The organism is Paenibacillus sp. FSL W7-1279, from assembly GCF_037969845.1.
Taxonomy (GTDB): Bacteria; Bacillota; Bacilli; order Paenibacillales; family Paenibacillaceae; genus Paenibacillus_AQ.
Genome location: NZ_CP150215.1, coordinates 58830 through 80000, shown reverse-complemented (window position 1 = coordinate 80000; position 21171 = coordinate 58830). Strand labels below are relative to the sequence as shown.

At 50.8% G+C, this 21171-nt stretch carries 20 protein-coding genes (1 of these 20 cut by a window edge); all 20 read right to left on the bottom strand.

The genetic code is table 11. The features are described from left to right. On the bottom strand, positions 1-1384 hold the 5' portion of the coding sequence (lysS, locus tag MKY82_RS00380; RefSeq protein WP_194540319.1) for a lysine--tRNA ligase. It extends 128 nt beyond the left edge of the window; the window shows 1384 of its 1512 coding nt (coding positions 1-1384); the start codon lies at positions 1382-1384; its stop codon lies beyond the left edge, outside the window. A gap of 310 nt (positions 1385-1694) precedes the next feature. Next, complete coding sequence (gene greA / locus MKY82_RS00375; protein WP_009591919.1) at positions 1695-2171, bottom strand: transcription elongation factor GreA; 477 nt, start codon at positions 2169-2171, stop codon at positions 1695-1697. A 210-nt stretch (positions 2172-2381) separates the two neighbouring features. After that, positions 2382-3413 carry a tRNA dihydrouridine synthase DusB gene (dusB, locus tag MKY82_RS00370; protein WP_071221055.1) on the bottom strand — a complete coding sequence of 344 codons (1032 nt, stop codon included), beginning with the start codon at positions 3411-3413 and terminating at the stop codon, positions 2382-2384. Between the two features lie 224 nt (positions 3414-3637). Beyond that, on the bottom strand, positions 3638-3844 hold the full coding sequence (locus MKY82_RS00365) for a helix-turn-helix transcriptional regulator (protein WP_071221056.1): 207 nt from the start codon (positions 3842-3844) through the stop codon (positions 3638-3640). After that, a complete protein-coding gene (gene folK, locus MKY82_RS00360) occupies positions 3796-4344 on the bottom strand; it encodes a 2-amino-4-hydroxy-6-hydroxymethyldihydropteridine diphosphokinase (protein WP_339220824.1) in 549 nt (182 codons plus the stop codon). Before folK ends, MKY82_RS00365 begins: the two co-directional genes overlap by 49 nt. Before the next feature lie 7 nt (positions 4345-4351). Continuing rightward, positions 4352-4714 (bottom strand): dihydroneopterin aldolase, encoded by a 363-nt coding sequence (gene folB, locus MKY82_RS00355; RefSeq protein WP_194540316.1) that lies wholly within the window; start codon positions 4712-4714, stop codon positions 4352-4354. Positions 4715-4752: 38 nt separating this feature from the next. Continuing rightward, positions 4753-5613 (bottom strand): dihydropteroate synthase, encoded by an 861-nt coding sequence (gene folP, locus MKY82_RS00350; protein WP_339295232.1) that lies wholly within the window; start codon positions 5611-5613, stop codon positions 4753-4755. Further along, positions 5610-6497, bottom strand: coding sequence for an aminotransferase class IV (locus tag MKY82_RS00345; RefSeq protein ID WP_339295231.1), 888 nt, complete (start codon positions 6495-6497; stop codon positions 5610-5612). The genes folP and MKY82_RS00345 overlap by 4 nt, the downstream gene beginning before the upstream one ends. After that, positions 6494-7075, bottom strand: coding sequence for an aminodeoxychorismate/anthranilate synthase component II (gene pabA, locus MKY82_RS00340; RefSeq protein WP_339295230.1), 582 nt, complete (start codon positions 7073-7075; stop codon positions 6494-6496). Before pabA ends, MKY82_RS00345 begins: the two co-directional genes overlap by 4 nt. Position 7076: 1 nt before the next feature. Continuing rightward, positions 7077-8741 carry an anthranilate synthase component I family protein gene (locus MKY82_RS00335; RefSeq protein ID WP_339295229.1) on the bottom strand — a complete coding sequence of 555 codons (1665 nt, stop codon included), beginning with the start codon at positions 8739-8741 and terminating at the stop codon, positions 7077-7079. Positions 8742-9004: 263 nt separating this feature from the next. After that, a complete protein-coding gene (gene cysK / locus MKY82_RS00330) occupies positions 9005-9940 on the bottom strand; it encodes a cysteine synthase A (protein ID WP_194540311.1) in 936 nt (311 codons plus the stop codon). Positions 9941-10368: 428 nt separating this feature from the next. Continuing rightward, positions 10369-11304 carry a peptidyl-prolyl cis-trans isomerase gene (locus tag MKY82_RS00325; protein ID WP_194545003.1) on the bottom strand — a complete coding sequence of 312 codons (936 nt, stop codon included), beginning with the start codon at positions 11302-11304 and terminating at the stop codon, positions 10369-10371. Between the two features lie 20 nt (positions 11305-11324). Continuing rightward, on the bottom strand, positions 11325-12209 hold the full coding sequence (gene hslO / locus MKY82_RS00320; protein WP_194540310.1) for an Hsp33 family molecular chaperone HslO: 885 nt from the start codon (positions 12207-12209) through the stop codon (positions 11325-11327). Between the two features lie 57 nt (positions 12210-12266). Continuing rightward, positions 12267-13031: a type III pantothenate kinase gene (locus MKY82_RS00315; RefSeq protein WP_071221065.1), complete on the bottom strand. Its 765-nt coding sequence runs from the start codon at positions 13029-13031 to the stop codon at positions 12267-12269. Next, entirely contained in the window at positions 13028-13903 is an 876-nt protein-coding gene (nadC, locus tag MKY82_RS00310) for a carboxylating nicotinate-nucleotide diphosphorylase (protein ID WP_194540308.1), read from the bottom strand. The genes MKY82_RS00315 and nadC overlap by 4 nt, the downstream gene beginning before the upstream one ends. Next, positions 13893-15509 carry an L-aspartate oxidase gene (nadB, locus tag MKY82_RS00305; protein WP_194540307.1) on the bottom strand — a complete coding sequence of 539 codons (1617 nt, stop codon included), beginning with the start codon at positions 15507-15509 and terminating at the stop codon, positions 13893-13895. The genes nadC and nadB overlap by 11 nt, the downstream gene beginning before the upstream one ends. Before the next feature lie 38 nt (positions 15510-15547). Beyond that, positions 15548-16486, bottom strand: a complete 939-nt coding sequence (nadA, locus tag MKY82_RS00300; protein ID WP_098741232.1) for a quinolinate synthase NadA — start codon at positions 16484-16486, stop codon at positions 15548-15550. Between the two features lie 229 nt (positions 16487-16715). Next, positions 16716-18791 carry an ATP-dependent zinc metalloprotease FtsH gene (ftsH, locus tag MKY82_RS00295; RefSeq protein ID WP_194540305.1) on the bottom strand — a complete coding sequence of 692 codons (2076 nt, stop codon included), beginning with the start codon at positions 18789-18791 and terminating at the stop codon, positions 16716-16718. 99 nt (positions 18792-18890) lie between these two features. Next, positions 18891-19430, bottom strand: coding sequence for a hypoxanthine phosphoribosyltransferase (gene hpt / locus MKY82_RS00290; protein ID WP_071221070.1), 540 nt, complete (start codon positions 19428-19430; stop codon positions 18891-18893). A gap of 68 nt (positions 19431-19498) precedes the next feature. Beyond that, positions 19499-20929, bottom strand: coding sequence for a tRNA lysidine(34) synthetase TilS (gene tilS / locus MKY82_RS00285; RefSeq protein WP_220687031.1), 1431 nt, complete (start codon positions 20927-20929; stop codon positions 19499-19501). Between the last annotated feature and the right edge of the window lie 242 nt (positions 20930-21171).

The following is a 21171-nucleotide window of genomic DNA, read 5'->3' as shown; positions in this document are numbered from 1 at the left end:
CACGCAAGAAATCCTCATCCATCTCGTGCGCTTCGTCATTGCCCTGTTCTTTTTCCTTCATCTGCGCTTCAAAACGCTGACGCTGGTCGATTGGGTCATTGAGCTCCGAGAAGGCGTTCGCGTGCTCACGCGCCACGATAAACAGCTCAAAGCGATCCGTGAACCGCGGATCCACGTCATTCTTCTTCGCAAGCGGCGAGATCTCAACCGGATGACCGGTTACGAACGTCGGCTGAATCAGCGTCTCTTCAACGAACTGCTCAAAGAACGCATTCAAGATGTGGCCGAATGTCATATGCGGCTCTACCGGAACTTTATGTTCTTTTGCAAGGCGATGCGCTTCCTCATTGGACATTTCCACACTGAAGTCTACACCTACAACTTCTTTTACCGCATCCACCATGGATACACGACGCCATTGTGGCGTCAGATCGACTTCGTGCCCTTGATAGGAAATCACTTGTGTACCCAGGACCTCTTGGGCAATATGTGCGATCATATTCTCGGTCAATGCCATAATATCCTTATAGTCCGCATAAGCTTCATAGAGCTCAATCATCGTGAACTCCGGATTATGACGGGTAGAGATCCCTTCATTCCTGTACACGCGGCCAATCTCGTACACTTTTTCCAGACCGCCCACGATCAGACGTTTTAGGTGAAGCTCAATCGCGATTCGCATATACAGCTCCATATCCAGCGCATTATGATGCGTAATGAACGGACGTGCCGCCGCACCACCAGCGATCGAATGCAACGTCGGGGTCTCCACTTCAAGATAGCCTTGTGAATCCAGGTAACGACGCATCGATTGGATAATACGGGAACGGGCAATGAAGGTCTTCTGTACATCTGGGTTGATAATCAGGTCGACATAACGCTGACGGTAACGGAGTTCCACATCCTTCAAACCATGGAACTTCTCAGGGAGCGGATACAACGACTTCGAAAGAACCTCCAGTTCCTTTACCTTAATGGTGGTTTCACCGGTTTTGGTCTTGAACAAGACCCCTTTTACCCCGATGATGTCACCCAGATCGAGGATGCTGAATGCTTCATATTGCGCTTCTGCAATCGAATCCTGGCGAACATAGATCTGAATTCGGCCGCTCAAATCCTGAATATGAGCAAAAGAAGCCTTGCCCATGCCGCGCTTAGCCATAATCCGGCCGGCCAGGTTCACTTCCACCTGCTTCTCTTCCAGTTCTTCCTTGGAGAGCTCGTCATACTGCTTCAGAATATCACCTGCGTGATGTTCTCTTTCATATTTTCCGCCAAACGGATCGATGCCCAGCTTCCGAAGCTCGTCCAATTTGTTGCGGCGGATTTGCAAAAGCTCACTTAACTCCTGTTCTTGTTCCTGGTTATTCATTTCTTCCGTCATCGTCATTCATCTCCTTCATTTCACTTCCATCGTAATCCCCAACAGCACAAACGCCGCCACCTATAACATCCGGACAGCTCTTAAACAACTTGTACACATTCGGCTAGGACTTAACGGTAGGGCAGCCATTTCAAGACATGCCACTAACCCATTAAGCCCTCAACCCAGCTTGCCTATTCAAAATAACCCCACAAAGTGGAGCCTATGCTACGATGCTTATTCCAAATACTTTGCGGGGACCCCAAAAAAATTATAAATTCTAATATGTTAAAAAAGCCCCCCGAAGGAAGCTTTCTATACACATTCCGACTTACTTCTTAATGTCTACAATTTTATATTGAATAACGCCCGCAGGAACGTTAACATCTACAACCGAACCTTTTTGCTTGCCAATAATCGCTTTGCCGACAGGACTCTCGTTAGAGATCTTGTTGTTCAGCGGATCCGATTCAGCCGTACCGACAATGGTATATTCCATTGTGTCGCCGAATTCCAAATCCTCCACGATCACCGTGTTGCCCACGCCGACTACATCGGTATTGATATCATCGTTGTTGATGATGCGCGCATTACGGAGCATTTTCTCCAGCGTTATAATCCGGCCTTCGATAAAGGCTTGCTCGTTCTTGGCGTCTTCATATTCGGAGTTTTCACTAATATCACCATAACCGATGGCAACTTTAATCCGCTCAGCCACTTCACGGCGTTTTACAGACTTCAGATTCTCAAGTTCGTCCTCCAGTTTCTTCAGACCGTCCTGGGTAAGAATGACTTCTTTATCGCTCATTAACCGATTCTCCTGTCATGTAAATAATTTAAACCACGGTATCAACATACTATATGCGAATTCTTGGGGATCAGAACTTCCCTCTGATGCCTGCTCAATTTCTTGAATTTATACTGAAAGATTATATGGGAACCATTTCAAAAAGTCAATGCGCGCAAAGGCTGTCACGAATGTCGCATACATGCACCCGTTAACAGCCTGCACCCCTAATTATCCCATCGCCGCAACGGCTTGAGGATATACACTTTTTGTCGATTCTTCTTGGTCCTCCAGATTGTTCACAAAGTTGTTCAGAAGGTTCACCATTTCGTCGCGCTTCGTTTCTTCCATAATGATATCTTTAATGCGGGCGGAGCCTTTCAGACCTTTCAGATACCACGCAAGATGCTTACGCATTTCCCGTACCGCTACCGCTTCGCCGCGCAGAGCAATCAGACGGTCCATATGCAGAATGGCAATTCGGATTTTCTCCTGCGGAGCCGGATCCGGCAGCAGCTTGCCTGTCTTCAGATATTCCACGGTTCGATACAGCATCCATGGGTTGCCCAGCGCCCCGCGGCCGATCATGACGCCATCGCATCCTGTCGTATCCAGCATCCGGCGAGCATCCTCCGGTGTCACCACATCGCCGTTACCGATAACCGGAATGGAGACGGCTTCTTTCACTTGGCGAATGATGTCCCAATCCGCGTATCCGGTGTAGAGCTGCTCGCGCGTACGTCCGTGAACGCTGACCGCCTGACCGCCCGCGCGTTCGACAGCCTGTGCATTTTCGACAGCATAGATGTGATCACTATCCCAGCCTGTACGCATCTTCACCGTGACCGGTTTGTTCACGGCATCGACAACCGCCGCCACCATCTCATAAATTTTGTTCGAATCCAGAAGCCAGCGTGCACCCGCATCCATCTTGGTTACCTTCGGTGCAGGGCAGCCCATGTTAATGTCGATGATGTCGGCATTGGTTTGCTGATCGACCACTTTGGCCGCTTGCACCAAAGATTCGCGGTCACCACCAAAAATTTGCAGGCTCAGCGGCTTCTCCCGCTCGTCGACGAACAACATCTCCTGGGTGCGCTTGTTCCCGTGAACAATGGCCTTGCCGCTTACCATTTCGGCGCAAACCAATCCGGTGCCGAATTCCTTAGCAATCAATCGGAACGCCGGGTTGCATACGCCAGCCATCGGCGCCAGAACCACTTGATTTTTCATCTCGATGTTTCCGATTTTCAACTTATCCATTTTATGTGTCACCCCTTTGTGTTCAGATATTTATAGTCGAAAGATCCCGGTTATCGTGCAAGGGATCCCTGAGTTTCAAACCAAACCATCATACTCATTCATCGCGTTATCGTCCAGTCCGCAAAAATTACATATTCTTGTAGATCGCATCCAGAAACATCATCCTATATGAATGGCAGAGTTTGATGAAAAACAAACCTGCACCGACTTCCTATTTAGATGATCTAACTCCGTTCCTTAAGCTCCTGCAATGAAATCTCCAGCACATCCGCAATCTGAGCCAACATTTGCTCCTCGGCACGGCGGTTCCCCCGCTCAATCGCACCAAGGACGGCTAGTGAAATACCGGTTCGCTCAGCGAGCTCTTGCTGGGTCAAACCCTTTAATTTTCGGAAAGCGCGGATACGCTGCGCCAGCTGCTTGTTTTCCAAAGCTGTATTCCTTCCTTTCCTTCCAGGTTCTCAAGTGCTGTCTTCACCACAGGGTACAGACCTGAAGGTTCGAACTCATATACGATATCGGCCAGCGGTCTGAGCACAAAAGCCCGCTCCTGCATACGGGGATGCGGCAGTACAAGGTCCGGCGTATCCAGACGGCGCCCTTCCATCCATAGCAGGTCCAAGTCCACCGTCCGCGGCCCCCAATGAATATGACGGACCCGGCCGAGCTGTTTTTCAATTCGCTGCATTTCGGCAAGCAATTCATGAGGACTCAGCGATGTCGACACGGCTGCTGCCATATTAAGAAACATCGGTTGGTCCACGTATCCGACCGGCTCGGTCTCATACAAGTTGGATACGCGCTCTACCGTAATGCCGGGTACTTCATCCAACCGTTCCAAAGCCTCCATCAGGTTACCTTCGCGGTCACCCAAATTGGCCCCTAAAGCAATATAAGCCTCTGAACACTCAGAGGTGGCGTGTGCATTCATGATTGTCTCACTTCCTGGTCCGGTGCAGCTCAATGGTCACACCTTCAAAATGAATGTCAAAAGGCGGGTGCGGCTTCGTCAATCGGACCGTTAAAGCATCGATAATAGTATAAGTGTCCAATACCTTAGATGCAATATGCTCCGCTAAAGCTTCAATCAGGCGGAACGACTCCGTCCGCATAATATCCAGCAAAAGATCATGAATCTCGGCATAATTTACCGTGAGCGTCAGATCGTCCGTCCTGGCGGCTTTGCTCAGATCCATCTCCAGCTCCAGATCCACATAGAATCGTTGTCCCAGCTTACGCTCTTCCTCAAACACACCATGGTAGCCGTAGTATTCCATGCGGCTCAGTATCATTTTATCCATCTCTTACTCCGCCCTTCCATCCTTTGTCCCAAGAAAAATTATATGCGTCTAAGATCTGTCGAAGCGTAGGTCATGGCATCACACATCTTCGCTGTCCGTTTCATATGCAGCACGTCATGCACACGAACGATCTGGCAGCCCTGGGCAATCCCGTAAGCCACCGTGGCAGCCGTTCCTTCCAGCACATCCTGTGCCGGAGCGCCAAGCGCGGTCTGGATAAACCTTTTGCGGGAGGTAGCCAGCAGCACCGGAAACCCAAGCCCCACGAGCTGATCGAGGGATGCCATCACTTTCATGTTCTCATCATAGTCCTTCGCAAACCCGATACCCGGATCGAGCAAAATATGATGATCCTGCACGCCTGCAGCCCGCGCAATCTCGACACTTTCCAGCAAATCACGCTTTACGTCCTCGATAAGATTGGTGTAATTTCGATCGCGGCGATTGTGCATCAGGATCACGGGACATCCGAGCTCTGCCGCTGCCTTGGGCATATCCGCGTCGTCTTTAAAGCCCCAAATATCATTAATGATATGAGCGCCCGCTCCAATAGCCTGACGCGCAACTTCCGCTTTATACGTGTCAATCGACAATGGAATATGCGGCGCGTGCCGGTGAATGGCTTCTATAACCGGGATTACCCGGGCAAGCTCCTCTGCGGCTCCAACCGGCTCGTGGCCCGGACGCGTCGATTCTCCGCCGATATCGATGATGTCGGCTCCCTCTTCCACCAGCTGAAGCGCGTGCTCGACCGCCCGCTCCGTACCGTTATATCGACCTCCGTCCGAGAACGAATCCGGGGTCACATTCAGTATACCCATAATGAGCGTGGATTGACCGAGCTTTAACACAGCATCCTTGCTTAGACGAAATTCACGTTCGTAAATCGTTGTTTTCATGCCTTTTGCCCTGCTTTCCTTCTATATGCGCTCAGTAATGTACGGGTTATCGGACCGGCCAATCCTTGTCCAATGACTAGAGTCTCGTCCTCAGCTCCAATCAACGTCGAGACCGGAACAATCTCCTGCACAGAGCCTGTCGTAAATATTTCATCCGCTCCGGTAAAAAACTCCCAGCTGTAACGGCCTTCTTCGGCTTCAATACCAAGTTCGGCAGCCAATTCCAGCACCACGTCCCGTGTAATCCCCGGCAAAATGCCCGTGCCAACGTCAGGCGTATATAATCGACCCGCTTTGACAAAAAAGACATTGCTGACAATGCCCTCTGCCACTTCCCCGGCCGCCGTTAGCATCAGCCCCTCTATTGAACCATTCGAGTGGCCGGGGTATCCGGCCAATTCCCGCTTTGCGAGTATATTGTTCATATAATGCAGAGATTTAAACCGAACCGATGATTCCGGTGTGTTACGCGGAAGGGACAGCCGCCGCAAGGCTCTGCCTTTCTCGTAGAGCATTTCGTTTGCGGCCGGCAGCTCTTTGGCGAATAAAATCTCGGAAGGCTTCAAATAATCGCCAGCAGGCAAACCGAGCAATCCCTCTCCTGCCGTTACGGTATACCGGATATAAGCATCCTGGAGATCATTGGCCTCCATCAGTTCCAATATCCAGTGGCTGATCCTCTCCGCATCCGCCCTATGAGCGATTCCGAGCTCCCGGCAGCTGTCCATGAGCCGGTTCAAGTGCCGCTCTATTAAAAAAGGCTTCCCCTCATAAGTGCGGAAGGTCTCGAATAACCCCATTCCGTACAGAAGGCCGTGATCCATTACAGGTATGACAGCCTCGGCAGCTTCAACGATGCCGCCGTTCATGCCAATATATTTCATGCTTTGGCGCCAGCCGTACGCTTCAGGAAATTGCGCAGCATCTGATGGCCATGGTCCGTAATGATGGACTCCGGATGAAACTGCACCCCTTCTACCGGGTATTGTTTATGCCGCAGCCCCATGATTTCGCCCTCTTCGGTCCAGGCGGTAATCTCCAGCTCCTCCGGCAAGGTCTCCTTCTCAACGATCAGCGAGTGATAGCGCGTTGCGGTGAACGGAACTGGCAAGCCTTCGAAGACCGAGCCACCCGTATGCTGGATCGCGGATGTTTTCCCATGCATGAGGCGCTCCGCACGAATCACGTTGCCGCCAAAGGCTTGCCCGATCGCCTGATGGCCGAGGCAGACGCCGAAGATCGGAATGACACCCTTGAAATGCGAAATCACATCCAGACTGACGCCGGCTTCATTCGGCGTGCACGGTCCCGGCGATATCAGGATATGGTCCGGAGCCAACTCCTCGATGCCGGCGATGTCGATCTCATCATTCCGGTAAACCTTCACTTCCTCGCCGAGCTCACCCAAATATTGAACCAGGTTATACGTAAACGAATCATAATTGTCGATGACAAGTATCATGTTATTTCCCCCCTATATTCGCAGCCACTGCTGCCGCTTCCTCTTCGCTGCATATCAGTGCGGCAATCAAAGCCTTTGCTTTGTTATGACACTCCCTGTATTCCCGGTACGGATCGGAGTCAATAACAATCCCTGCTCCCGTCTGAATGTAACCAACCCCATCCTTCACGGCGAGGGTCCGAATAATAATGTTAAGCTCCATATCACCATTATAATCGATCCAGCCCATGGAGCCGGTATAAGGCCCTCGCGTCACAGGCTCCAGCTCCTCGATGATCTCCATCGTCCGGATTTTGGGTGCGCCTGTAATGGTGCCGCCGGGGAACGCTGCCGCAATGACATCATACGCATCGTTGCCCTCTGCAATCCGCCCTTCCACTTGCGACACCAGATGCATCACGTGCGAGTACCTCTCAACCGTCATCAGCTCCGGAACATGCACGGTCCCGTATGCGGCAATGCGGCCAATGTCATTACGCTCCAAATCAACCAGCATAATATGCTCCGCCCGTTCTTTCTCGCTGCCAAGCAGCTCCGCTTCCATTGCCGCGTCCTCTTCCGGATTGCTTCCACGGCGCCGCGTTCCCGCGATCGGCCGTGCAGACACGACATCGCCATCCAGCTTCACCAGCAATTCCGGCGAGCCACTGGCCAAGCTGAAGCCCGGTGAAGAGATATACCCCATATATGGTGACGGATTCAGGATGCGCAGCCACTCATAAATATCGGCAGGGTCCGCATGCAGCTGCAAGTGCCGGCGAAGAGACAAATTGACTTGAAATACGTCACCCTGCCGAATATATTCTTGAATCGAGAGCACCGCCTGCTCGAACGCTTCCTGCGTAAAATCAATCTCCAGCCGATCCCAGATTTCGACATTCGGCCCTGACAGCTCCTGCGCTTTCTTCCATCGTTCCTGCCGCACGCGCTCATCTTCGGAACTCGAGTCGTTCCCTGAGCCCGTTCCGAACATTTGATTCCATTGGGACAGCATCGATTCAGCCCTTATGACAGCCCGATCATATAACTCCTGCAATAACTTCTCTTGGTCGGTTGAAAGCACCGAACCACTGGATTCATCACTAGAAGCACCGGGCGCTTTCTTTTCTTTCGAAACTTCTCCGGTCCCGAATGCCCAAGGCAGAGGGACATGCACCGAACAGTAGATGCTGTCATCTGAATGATCATAGATCCAAACCTCTTCCATACGCATCCACATATAATCCAGGAACCCCGGCTCATCCTTGGCCATCGTGGGCAATTTCTCAATCGACCGAATCACATCATAACTCAGGAATCCGGCGCAGCCTCCGCGGAAGCCCGGCCACCTCGGTACACGGGGAGCCTTCCATTTGTTCATCCACTGCTCTAACAGGTGCAGCGGCTCTCCCGTTACCTGCGTTCGCAGACCGTCAGACAGCTCGATGATCTCACCATGGCATCCCTTCCCTTGCAGAATGGACACCGGCCGCAATCCAAGATACGTATGGCGTCCGCCCTTACCGCTCTCCAGCACAAAGGCATATGGTGATGCGGCGTTCCATGCATGTCTCCATGACAGGGGTAACCCACTTGTTGCTCCTTTATATTGAACCAGATAGGGAACGACGGACCAGCCCTCTTCAGCCCATGCCTGCCACTGGGCCAGCTCCACTCTTCTCTCCATGCCGATCCTCCCTTAGTCATCAAAAGCCTTACTGTTGCCTGTCAGTATACTGTATCCCGCTTCTCTTGAAAACCCTAAATAGAAGCTCGTCCAACAATAATTTTTGGAGCGGTCATCAGGCGGATTCTAATAAAGCGTTATCTTAGGGAGTAGTATACGCAAAAAGCCCTCAATGCTATAAATACACATTGAGAGCTCCTTCCTTGCCACCTGTTACCTCAACCAAATGAGGTAAGGAGATAGGTGCATATTACGATATCATCTTACTCGAAGTTGTAAAGCGGTGTGCTCAGGTAACGTTCTCCGTTACTTGGGATCACGGCTACTACCCGCTTGCCTTTACCAAGCTCCTTGGCAACCTTCAATGCAGCATATACAGCCGCACCGGAGGATATACCTCCAAGAACGCCTTCTTCCTTCGCCACGCGGCGGGAAGTTTCAAAGGCATCGTCATTCTCAACATGAATGATTTCATCGTAGACTTCTTGGTTCAAAATTTCAGGAATGAAGTTTGCGCCGATGCCCTGGATTTTGTGAGGACCCGGTTTGCCACCTGCAAGGATTGGCGATGCAGCAGGCTCAACCGCAATAACCTTGATGTCAGGGAACTGCTCCTTCAGTACTTCGCCAGCCCCTGTAATCGTTCCGCCTGTTCCGATCCCAGCAACGAACGCATCCAGGGAACCACCGATGGATTCGATCGCTTCAACGATTTCCGGACCTGTTGTTTCACGGTGAATCTTCACGTTGGCTTGGTTCTTGAATTGCTCGGCCATAAAGAATCCGGCATTTTCCTTCAAAATTTCTTCTGCTTTCTTAACCGCACCGTTCATTCCTTCCGATCCCGGTGTCAGTACCAATTCCGCACCATAGGCACGCAGCAGGTTGCGGCGCTCCAAGCTCATGGTTTCAGGCATAACGATAACGGCTTTGTAGCCTTTGGCAGCTGCCACCATAGCTAAACCAATGCCGGTATTACCGCTGGTTGCTTCAATAATGGTATCGCCCGGCTTCAAACGTCCGTCCTTCTCCGCTTCTTCCACAATGCTGATCGCAATCCGGTCTTTAACGCTTGCGCCCGGGTTCTGGTATTCCAGCTTCAGATAGATCTCTGCGCTATCCTCCGGTACGATCCGGTTCAAACGGACGAGTGGAGTTCCACCGATTAATTCTGTCACATTATTTACGACTTTTGCCATGAATGAAGCCCTCCTCTAAATATGAATCTTAGATAAACTAGTAAGTCCATAATGGTGTTATACATTCAATGTTGAATCATTAAATTTGTAGTGTCTGGATGTTGAAAGAAAAGCGGAGCCAGCTTATAGACGCAAACTCCTTGATTATTGAGGTCTCTGATATCCGAGTAAAAAGGTAGGTTTTTATACCTTCATCTTAACAACGTTACGAGTCATTGTCAATATCCCACACCTCGAAAATCAACATTTCTAGGTGGATTTTCCTGCGCCTCCCGAACGAGATAACGGGGGACTCGCCTCCAAGATATACACGCTCAAAAAGCCATCATCCTTCAGTGAACGTAACCTATTGCATCCTTTAACGCAAAAAAAGCTCCTGCAGCTACATCCTACTCCGCCACAGCGAGCTTTCCCTGTTCTTCCTCTTTTTACAACGTGACCGTACCCGCACTAATCCGTGCCTCGTATTTCTCACGAAGCTGACGCTCCAGTTCGGATAAAGACACCGCCTGCTCCAGCGCCAGCTGCTTGCGAACCGCCTCGCGGACACTTTCCTCACTAGGGGCCTGAGGCTCGATAATATCCTTCACATAAACAATGGCATAGGTGTCTGTGAGCGAGATTGGCCCCGCAATATCCCCGGGCTCCAGCGTTAAAGCTGCATCCAGCAGTGCCGGCGGCAAAAAGGGATCATCCTCCTCGACCAGTCCGATCTGCCCGCCGTCTTCGCGAGTATACTCATCGAGTGATACCTGGGATGCGAGATCCGCAAAAGCTTCTCCATTCTCCAGCCGATCCATCACCCGTTCCGCCTCATCTTTCGAAGCGACTTCGATCATGGATAAATTCAGCTGCTTCTTGGGACGAAATTGGTCAGGATACTGTTCCAGATACGAATCGATCTGCTGCTCCTCGATGTGCACGTCGGAAGTTGCAATTTTCTCAAGCAGCAGCCGATACGTCGTCTCTGTCTTTAATTCACTCTCCGTAATGCCTAGCTGATTTTCCATTTCCGATAAGAAACGCTCCATAGAACCGTAGCTGCGGCTCATGACTTCGATTTCTGCATCGACTTCAGCCGCCGTAACATCAATACCCTTCGCTTTGGCTTCCAGGGCCACAGCGTGCCGATTCAGCATGGTCATCAGCATTTCGCGGCCGTAACGCTTCTTTAGCTCGTCAACCCACTCGTCTTCGGTAATCGCCCTGTCCTGGATGGATGCAACTGGTTGGGAGCCCTCTTTCCACGGTGGTGAAGCCTCTTGCGAAAAATTCCCGGAAAACAGCATCCAGCCGCCCATACCCAATACGCATGCTGTCAAGACAATGACGGTCGCCCACAATCCCTTCTCTTGTCTCGTCATCACGGTCGCTCATCCCAACGTTAAGATTTGGCCCGCTCTAGCACGGATTTCAGCTGTTCTTTATCGAACGTATATTTTTCATTGCAAAAATGACAGGAAACTTCGGCTTTGCCATCCTCTTCGATCATCTGTTCAAGCTCTACCTGTCCCAAGCTGATCAAAGCGCGCTCCACCCGCTCATGCGAGCAGTCACAGCTGAAGTACACTTCCATTTCCTCCAAAATGGTTACATCCGGAACGACTCGCTTCAGGATGTCTTCCAGTTCCAGTCCTTCTTCCAGCATCTCGGTGATCGGAGGAATCTTGCTTAGCGCAAGCTCAAGCTCCGTAATCTCATCCTCCGTAACCCCGGGGAGAAGCTGGATGATGAAGCCCCCGGCATTCGCCACGGAATAATCCGGGGAAACCAGCACTCCCAGACTTACCGCCGAGTTGGTCTGTTCGGATACGGCAAAATAGTATGTGAAGTCTTCAGCGAGCTCGCCCGAAATAATCGGCACGCTGCCACGGTAAGGCTCCTTCAAGCCGAAATCCTTGATCACATCAATATGGCCGGTGGTACCTACAGCAGCGGCCACATCCATCTTGCCCGGACGGATATTCGTCAGCTCCACATGCGGATTTTTGACATATCCGCGCACCTCGCCGTTAGCATTACTCTCCGCTGCAATCAAACCGATCGGTCCGTCGCCGCGCACTTGAATGCTAAGGCGCTCGTCTCCTTTCAGCATAGCTCCCATCATCGCTGCTGCTGACACGGTGCGGCCCAAAGCGGCTGTAACGACAGGGAACGTATCATGTCTTTGGCGAAGCTCTTCGACCAAATCGGTTGTCCGCACGGCAAATGTCCGTACTTTCCCGTTTAATGCAGTTCCCCGCAGCAAACGGTCTTTTTGATTACCCATCTTGAGGCCTCCTTGTCTTTCTAGTTGTTTGTAATATCTAACGGTTTTATATCGGTTCTAGTTACGCTCATAAATAATACGCAAGCCTTCCAATGTCAGAAGGGGAGAAATCTCTTCAATGGACTCCGTCTCGCCGGCAATCAGTTCAGCCAGTCCCCCCGTAGCGATAACCTTAACATTGTCCGTACCCATCTCGGCTTTTATACGCTTGACCAGGCCATCGACCTGTCCCGCATAACCAAAAACGATACCGGCCTGCATGGCATGTACGGTATTGCGCCCGATTACCTTTTTCGGCTTTTCGAGCTCTACGCGAGGAAGCTTGGAAGCACGCTGTACAAGAGCCTCCGTGGCAATGCCAATACCAGGCACAATCACTCCGCCAAGATAATTGCCTGCCTCATCGATGCAATCAAACGTCGTCGCCGTACCGAAATCCACCACAATCAGCGGCCCCCCGTACTGCTCGACGGCTGCTACTGCATTCACAATCCGATCAGCGCCAACCTCGCGCGGATTTTCATACCGCAGATTAAGTCCGGTTTTGATGCCTGGTCCTACGATCAGGGGCGCCTTGCCAATATATTTATTGCACATCTCCTCGACCACACGCACAAGAGGAGGAACTACGGAAGAAACAATAACGCCTTCGATTTGGCTTACCAGTATATTGGACATTTGAAACAAATTATGAATCAATACACCGTATTCATCCACGGTGGACTGACGCGATGTACTGATTCGAAAATCATGCAGCAGCTTTTTTCCCTGATACACACCCAGTACAATATTGGTATTCCCTACATCCACAACCAGAATCAACTCTCTGTCCCTCCTTTCTTCGCATTTAGATCCAAGCTGATATCGAGACTATGGAAAGAATAAGTCAGCCGTCCAACGGATATGACGTCGACCCCGGTTTCGGCAATCCCGCGCACGGTCTCCAGCGTCACGTTCCCCGATGCTTCAACGCGAACATGAGGGGCCTTGGCCTTGATTCTTCGAACAGACTCCGCCATCATGTCATGACTCATGTTATCCAGCATAATAATATCTGCGCCTGCAGCCAGTGCTTCCTCAACCTGCGCCAAGCTCTCGGTTTCAACTTCTATAGTCATGGTATGTGGAATATGGGCTCTTGCACGGCTGACCGCTTGCGCGATTCCGCCTGCACCCTTAATGTGATTATCCTTAATCATGACGGCATCATACAGGCCGAAACGATGGTTCGCGCCGCCGCCAACCCGAACAGCATATTTCTCAAGCATTCGGTGGCCTGGCGTCGTTTTGCGGGTATCCACCAGCCTTGTTGGCAATCCCTCAAGCACATCAACAAAAGAACGCGTTCTTGTTGCAATACCCGACAGACGCTGAAGCAAATTCAAAGCAAGACGCTCGCCTGTCAAAATACGGTGCGTGCTTCCTTCCACTTCGGCGAGAACCGTTCCTTTTTCAACCTCGTCTCCATCACGGACCAATGCTGTAAACGTCAGCGACGGATCAACCGTTTCGAATACCAGCTCTGCAACCGGCATACCTGCTACGATTCCTGCCTCCTTGGCATGAATAACACCCTTGGATTCATGACCCGGCTCAATGGTGGTGAGGGTCGTAATGTCCCCCGACCCGATATCCTCCTGCAGCCAAGTCCGTATACTCTGGAGAAGGCCATCGTTGTATCCGTTAAACATCATCGCTTAATTCCTCCGTCATTTCTTGATCCCGTGTATGGACAATATGTTTCTGCCATACGCTGTCATTCCGTTCCGGGAAATCCTCACGATAGTGGGCTCCCCGGCTTTCTTCACGACCCAGCGCACCCTGAACCACGAGCAGGGATGCTGTGAGCATGTTAGCAAACTCGTATTCCTCACGCTTGGTGAGCACGGATTGGAACAATGGCAGCTGACGGCCAAGCTCTTCCGCTGCTCTTAATAGAGTATCCCGATTTCGCCGAAGTCCTGCATAACGTACCATCACCTTCTGTAGCTTCAAGCGTTTTTCCACCATCGCTTGGGACGGAGCGTCCTTGCGACCGAGGTGGAATGATACATGAAGCGGATCGCCTGAAGGTTCCGGCAGGCTCTTAATGCGCTCGACAATACGACTACCGTACACAATCGCCTCCGACAGCGAATTGCTGGCCAAACGGTTCGCCCCGTGGACACCAGTAGACGATACCTCCCCGCAAGCAAATAAACGTTTCACGCTGCTCTCGCCGTGCAGATTGGTTTTGATGCCCCCCATCATATAATGCGCAGCCGGGGAGACCGGAATCCAATCTGACGATAAATCGAGTCCATACTGCATGCAGGTTTCATAAATCGTTGGGAATCGATGTCTGACCATTTCCGGCGACTCATGGGTAATATCCAGATAAACAAAGGTAGACCCCGTTGCTTCCATCTCACTGACAATAGCCCGTGCTACAATATCCCGCGGTGCCAGCTCCAGTAAATCATGGTATTTGGGCATGAAGCGTTCCCCTTGTATATTCCGAAGAACGGCGCCTTCACCCCGAACCGCCTCTGATATTAGGAATCGGGGCGCACCCGGATAGCTAAGCGCCGTCGGGTGGAATTGTATAAACTCCATATCCCGAATTTCTGCGCCTGCCCGATAAGCCATGGCAACGCCATCGGCTGTAGCAACCTCCGGATTGGTCGTATACCGGTACAATTGACCGGCGCCGCCGGAACACATAACCGTCGCCCGTCCACGAACGAATACCCGTTTTCCATCAGGCATTTGTACCAAAGCGCCATGACATTCTCCCTGCTCGGTAATCAGGTCAATGACAAAATGATCGTCCCACACCTCTATATTGTGAAGCATTTCAACCTGAATGGAAAGGGCACGCACAATTTCATATCCGGTAGCATCCCCGTTGGCATGAAGGATCCGGCGGTGACTGTGTGCGCCTTCTTGGGTCAGCGCGAGCTCGCCATTCTCCACATCAAACATCGTGCCGAGCCGAATCAACTCTTGAACGCCAACCGGCCCCTCGTTTACAAGGACATCCACCGCGGCAGATGAACATAGGCCCGCCCCTGCCAAGAGGGTATCCTGCCGATGATAGGCCGGGGAGTCATCCTCAGCTGTTACGGCTGCAATTCCTCCCTGCGCATAACGCGTGTTGCTTTCGAGCAGCGATTTCTTCGTAATCAGCAGCACATTCTGAGTCGCACTTGCCATGATCGCCGTATATAAACCCGCAATGCCTGAACCGATCACGATGACGTCCGTCTCAACTGCAGGAAGATCGTTCAGATCAAAATCAATTAAATACTGCGGTATCACGATGCCTCACCTGTCTTTTCACGAAAGAGTAGCGCATGCTACTTAACCTGTAACATGCGCTCTAATGAAGTTCTGGCTTTTTCTGCAACGACCGGCGGCACATAAATTTGCGGCTTCATCGTTTCCAACGCTTTAACCAGCTTTTTGAGGTTATTCACTTTCATATTCGGACACACCAGGAATTTCGTAGCGAAATGGAACGATTTATCCGGGCTATCCAGTCGAAGCTGATAACCGGTTCCGTCCTCAGTACCCACGATAAACTCCTTGGCCGATGAATTTTTGCAATACTCCAGGATGGCGGTGGTACTTCCTACAAAATCCCCCATCGCAACAACCTCCGGACGGCATTCCGGATGCACCACAAATTCAGCATGAGGATATTTGGCCTTCATCTCGACGACATCCTTCACCGTCAGCATGTCATGCGTGTTGCAGTACCCTTCCCAGATAATGAGCTTCTTGTCGGTATGCTGCTGAACATAATGCCCCAGATTTTTGTCAGGCACCCATATAATTTCATCCGAATCCACCGACTGAATCACTTTCACGGCATTGGATGAAGTACAGCAGATATCCGTCTCAGCTTTGATCTCAGCCGATGAATTGATGTACGTGACCACTTTGGCATTCGGATGCTGCGCTTTCAGCTTCCGCAGTCCGTCAACGTTCACCATGTCCGCCATAGGGCAGCCGGCCCGCTCATCCGGTATAAGAACCGTCTTGCCCGGTGCCAGAATTTTAGCGCTTTCGCCCATAAAATGCACACCGCAAAATACGATAACCTCGGCATCCGTTTGTGCTGCCTTCTGCGCGAGCAGGAAGGAATCCCCCCGGAAATCAGCGACCTCTTGTATTTCATCCCGTTGATAATAATGTGCCAAAATGATTGCGTTACGTTCCTTCTTCAATTGCATTAACCGCTCGCGCAGCTCACGGTTCTGTTCCGCCTTACGCTCCAGTGCCAACGCTTCCATGATCGACCCTCTCCCCTTATATAGTCCGGCAGTTCGCCGCTGATGACCATGTGACTTTCAGGATGGTTTCCACCTTTGTGAAAGGATTCGCATCCTTATTTAACAACTAATGTACACGTTCGTTCTGCCCCCTGTCAATGTGATAGAAAGCACAAAAAGAACCGGAAAACGAATTATCGTTCTCCGGTTCTTCAATTTTATTCGGTATTCGAGGTTTTATCAGCAAATATTACGTTAAGCTGCTGTTACCGTTGTCCGATCCGCCTGGAGGATCCTTGCGCTCCGAATCTTTGCGCTCTGGCCCTGGATCATTCGAATCCATCGGGTTGTTCGGAATTTCCTCCGTGGAAGTCGGCTGCTCGCCGTCTTCTTTCCCTTGGATGCGAACTTTCACGTCGCCAATGTTGTCGATGATCGGTTCACCATTCTCGGAAGAACCTTCTCCTTCACCGTCGCCACTGCCGTTGCCTTCAGCTGATCCGGTCTCAATGAGATTCTTGATTTGCTCAAGCTCCAGCGTTTCCATCTCGAGGAGCGTATTCGCAATCAGATGAACCTCTTTAGCATGCTTATTCAGGATCTCTTTACATTTCTCATAGCAATCATTAATGAATCGCTGCATTTCCTGATCGATCTCATAAGCGATTGCATCACTATAGTTCTGCTCATGTCCGATATCACGTCCAAGGAACACTTGTCCTTGGGATGTACCGAACTGCATCGGTCCGAGCTTCTCACTCATACCGTATTCCACAACCATGCTGCGGATAATGCCTGTTGCTTGCTGGAAGTCACTGTATGCCCCGGTCCCGATTTCACCGATGAACAGCTCCTCAGCGACACGTCCGCCAAGCAAACCGGTTACGCGATCCAGCAATTCCTGCTTCGTCACGAGCATCCGATCTTCCTTCGGCATCATAATGACATATCCGCCGGCACGGCCACGAGGGATAATCGTTACCTTATGCACCGTATCCGCATGCTCGAGGAAGTAACCCACAATGGTATGACCCGCTTCATGGTATGCCACTATGCGTTTCTCGCGGTCACTGATCACGCGGCTGCGTTTCTCCGTACCGACGATAACGCGGTCAATCGCCTCATCCACTTCTCGCATGGAAATATCTTTACGGTTGCGGCGAGCCGCAAGCAAGGCAGCCTCGTTCAGGAGATTCTCCAGATCGGCGCCTGTAAAACCGGTTGTACGTTTGGCGATGATGTCAAGTTTAACATCCTTCGTCAATGGTTTGTTGCGTGCATGAACCTTCAGTACGGCTTCACGGCCCTTCACATCCGGGCGATCTACGGTAATCTGACGGTCAAAACGTCCCGGACGAAGAAGCGCCGGGTCTAAAATATCCGGGCGGTTGGTCGCAGCAACGATGATAATGCCTTCGTTCGCTCCGAAACCGTCCATTTCAACCAGCAACTGGTTGAGTGTCTGTTCACGCTCGTCATGACCGCCGCCAAGACCAGCGCCACGCTGACGACCTACTGCATCAATCTCATCGATAAAGATGATACATGGTGCATTCTTCTTCGCGTTCTCGAACAAGTCACGTACACGAGAAGCACCGACACCGACAAACATTTCAACGAAGTCGGAACCGGAAATACTGAAGAACGGCACTCCCGCTTCACCGGCAACGGCACGAGCCAGGAGCGTCTTACCGGTTCCCGGAGGACCGACAAGCAAAACGCCCTTCGGAATGCGAGCGCCAACCGTGTTGAACTTGCGCGGATCCTTCAAGAAGTCAACAACTTCAACAAGCTCCTGCTTCTCTTCATCTGCTCCGGCTACATCTTCAAATGTAATCCGTTTCTTCTCTTCATTATATAAGCGGGCTTTGCTCTTGCCAAAGTTCATCACTTTGCCGCCGCCGCCTTGAGCCTGATTAAACAGGAAGAAGAACAGTACAAACATAATGATGAGCGGAATAAAGGATGAAAGCAATGTCAGCCAAATGCTTTGGCCTTCCATTGGCAACACGGACAGTTTGACTTTGTTGCTCTCACTGGCTGCAGTCAGCTCTTGCATCGCTGCATCCGTGGCAGGAATATAGGCTGAGAAATTCTCCGATTTTTTCTCTTCGGAAACCTCCCTATACTTACCGGTCACCAGATAAGCGTAACCGTCAAATTGTACCGTCATTTCCTCTATGTTGTTAGCTTTGACTTCCTGCCGCAGTTCATTATAACTAGGGGCATCGGCTTGCTCGCCGCCATTAGTAACGAATTGTACTATGCCCACCACGACTAAAAATAGAATCAAATAAAAACCAGAATTCCGGATGAACCGACTCATCCCCTACCTCCTCTCAAGACACATAAGATATTTTACCACAGCCTGTCTGGCCATCTCAACAAAGGGCCCTGAACTGTGATAGCGGCCCATTGGCGCGGTTTAACTGCTGTAGATTTCCGGCTTCAAAATCCCGATGTAGGGGAGGTTCCGGTAATGCTCGGCATAATCAAGTCCGTATCCGACAACAAATGCATCCGGCAGCACGAATCCGGTATAATCGGCCTGCAAATCCACCGTACGGCGTGCCGGCTTGTCAAACAAGGTGACAACGCACACCGAGTTTGCCTTGCGGCTCTTCAGAAGCTCAATCAAATGGCTCAGCGTAAGACCGCTGTCGATAATATCCTCCACAATCAGCACATCCCTGCCTTCAACGGATGCGTCCAGATCTTTAATGATCTTCACCACGCCGGAGGATTTGGTTGATGCCCCATAGCTGGATACAGCCATGAAATCCAACTCAAGAGGTACTGTTATGGATTTAACCAAGTCGGCCATAAAAATAAACGCACCTTTAAGAACGCAAATAACGAGTGGATTGCGTCCCACATATTCGGCGCTGAGTTTGGAACCAAGTTCCTTAATCTTTGCGTGAATCTCTTCTTCACTGATGAGTATTTCCTGAATGTCATTCTGCAACTTAAGTGGACCTCCTACGTTTATACTATGAAAGCGTGAAACGGGCCATTCTTCGTTTTACACTTGCCTTAAGCATCCGATAGCTCCATCCGGAGAACTCGTGATGTGTGCCGCCCGCAAGCGGCGTGAACGGAACGTCGTACACCTGGAATCCACACAATGCTGCCGGAACCGTCACAAAGAATAGGAATCCGGGCACGGACAGACGGTGGGATTTTCTCATCAATGAGAATATCTTTCACCTTTTTGCTTCCGTTTAATCCCATGATCTTCATCTTGTCCCCCGGCTGTCTGTTACGCAAGGTTAAAGGAAACCTAAGCTCATCCGCATCAAAATCCGCCACAAAGGCCGATGGTCTGGAGCCGCTCCGGCTTTCGCTTCCTGTCTTTAACGACAATTTCAGCATCTTTCCGATTTCCTTAACATACTGCTGCGAAACATCAGGAGAATCAAGAATGTATATGTACTGTCCCTGTTCTTCCGGAGGCTTAGGCCAAAACTGGATCACTCCGTACTCACGAACACAGGTAATGCCGTCACCCAGATCCAGACGCCAGTTGCTTCGCTGATCGTTAAGAATGCCATGGCGCACCGTTTCAATCTTGACAAAATCGGTGTTTTCCTGGTCTGAGGGCAGGTAATTTAATATTAGTTTAATCAAACGCCGTTGTAAAGCGACATGTAAGCCCAAAAAGGAAGGCGCGTCGAAAGCGAGCCTCCCATCGTTCTCCTGTACCATACTCCGAAATTGCTTCGCAGCTTCAAGCTCCACAAAATCATCCTCCTGCTGGACAATCTCGGCCAACTGATTGAGTGAGGAGGAGAACTGCCCATTGTATCGTTCCAGAAAAGGCAATACTTCCAGGCGAATCGCATTACGGCGGTACTTCGTCTGCAGATTGCTGTTATCCACCGCATACTGGAATCCGCATATACGGCACAGCTCCACGATATCCGCCTTGTACATACGAAGAAACGGACGGATAAGTTCCACTTTTTTTTCCGTTCGCTTAAATTTTATTCCGGCAAGTCCGGACAGGCCGCTCCCGCGCAGAAGCCGCATGAGCACCGTCTCGGCTTGATCGTCAGCATGATGAGCCAGAGCTACGGAGCGCGCATTGTATTTGTGGGCTGTTTGCAGCAGAAATTCATAACGCTTCTCTCTTGCAGCCTCCTGCCCACCCTTACCGCTCTCTTCCATATAAGCAGGAATATCGATAAACGCCGTTTCTAATGGAAGTCCGAGCCGCTCCGCTAGTTCACGCACCATTTCTGCCTCTTGGTCTGATTCCTCCCGAAACCCATGATGCACATGGGCGCAGATCAATCGGAGCGGCGTCCGGTGCATAGAAATTTCATGCAGTACGTGCAGGAGCGCAACGGAATCAGGCCCGCCGGAAACGGCGACCACGATGCTATCGCCTTCTGACCACAGATCAAACTCTGCGGCTGTACGCTCGACATGGTTGACGAATGTCCGTAAATAATCCTGTTTCACTTTCCAGGTCCCCTTTAGAGGTTGTTCAAAAAGCCCGCTTTTGATAAGAAAACCCCTATCGAGGCCACTTCAAGGATGAGCGACCGCGATGCATAGGTAGGTTTTCTTGCGATATCGAATTTCATCAGTTCCACTGATAACTCATAAATTCTATATCTAACACGAAGTGAATCAGGAAGCCACTCGGCATCGAATCTTGAATTCAGCCGGACCTAAGCAGATGCTTTCGAAGGCGTTTTCTG

Bases quoted from the DNA above. Each gene is read 5' to 3' on its own strand.
- folK (WP_339220824.1), bottom strand. From the start codon at position 4,344: ATGAATGCACACGCCACCTCTGAGTGTTCAGAGGCTTATATTGCTTTA.
- nadC (WP_194540308.1), bottom strand. From the start codon at position 13,903: ATGATGTTTAACGGATACAACGATGGCCTTCTCCAGAGTATACGGACT.
- hslO (WP_194540310.1), bottom strand. From the start codon at position 12,209: ATGGGTAATCAAAAAGACCGTTTGCTGCGGGGAACTGCATTAAACGGG.
- MKY82_RS00325 (WP_194545003.1), bottom strand. From the start codon at position 11,304: ATGACGAGACAAGAGAAGGGATTGTGGGCGACCGTCATTGTCTTGACA.
- greA (WP_009591919.1), bottom strand. From the start codon at position 2,171: ATGAGCGATAAAGAAGTCATTCTTACCCAGGACGGTCTGAAGAAACTG.
- pabA (WP_339295230.1), bottom strand. From the start codon at position 7,075: ATGATACTTGTCATCGACAATTATGATTCGTTTACGTATAACCTGGTT.
- dusB (WP_071221055.1), bottom strand. From the start codon at position 3,413: ATGGATAAGTTGAAAATCGGAAACATCGAGATGAAAAATCAAGTGGTT.
- MKY82_RS00345 (WP_339295231.1), bottom strand. From the start codon at position 6,497: ATGAAATATATTGGCATGAACGGCGGCATCGTTGAAGCTGCCGAGGCT.
- MKY82_RS00335 (WP_339295229.1), bottom strand. From the start codon at position 8,741: ATGGAGAGAAGAGTGGAGCTGGCCCAGTGGCAGGCATGGGCTGAAGAG.
- nadA (WP_098741232.1), bottom strand. From the start codon at position 16,486: ATGGAAGCGTTGGCACTGGAGCGTAAGGCGGAACAGAACCGTGAGCTG.
- folB (WP_194540316.1), bottom strand. From the start codon at position 4,714: ATGGATAAAATGATACTGAGCCGCATGGAATACTACGGCTACCATGGT.
- cysK (WP_194540311.1), bottom strand. From the start codon at position 9,940: ATGGCAAAAGTCGTAAATAATGTGACAGAATTAATCGGTGGAACTCCA.
- ftsH (WP_194540305.1), bottom strand. From the start codon at position 18,791: ATGAGTCGGTTCATCCGGAATTCTGGTTTTTATTTGATTCTATTTTTA.
- folP (WP_339295232.1), bottom strand. From the start codon at position 5,613: ATGAAAACAACGATTTACGAACGTGAATTTCGTCTAAGCAAGGATGCT.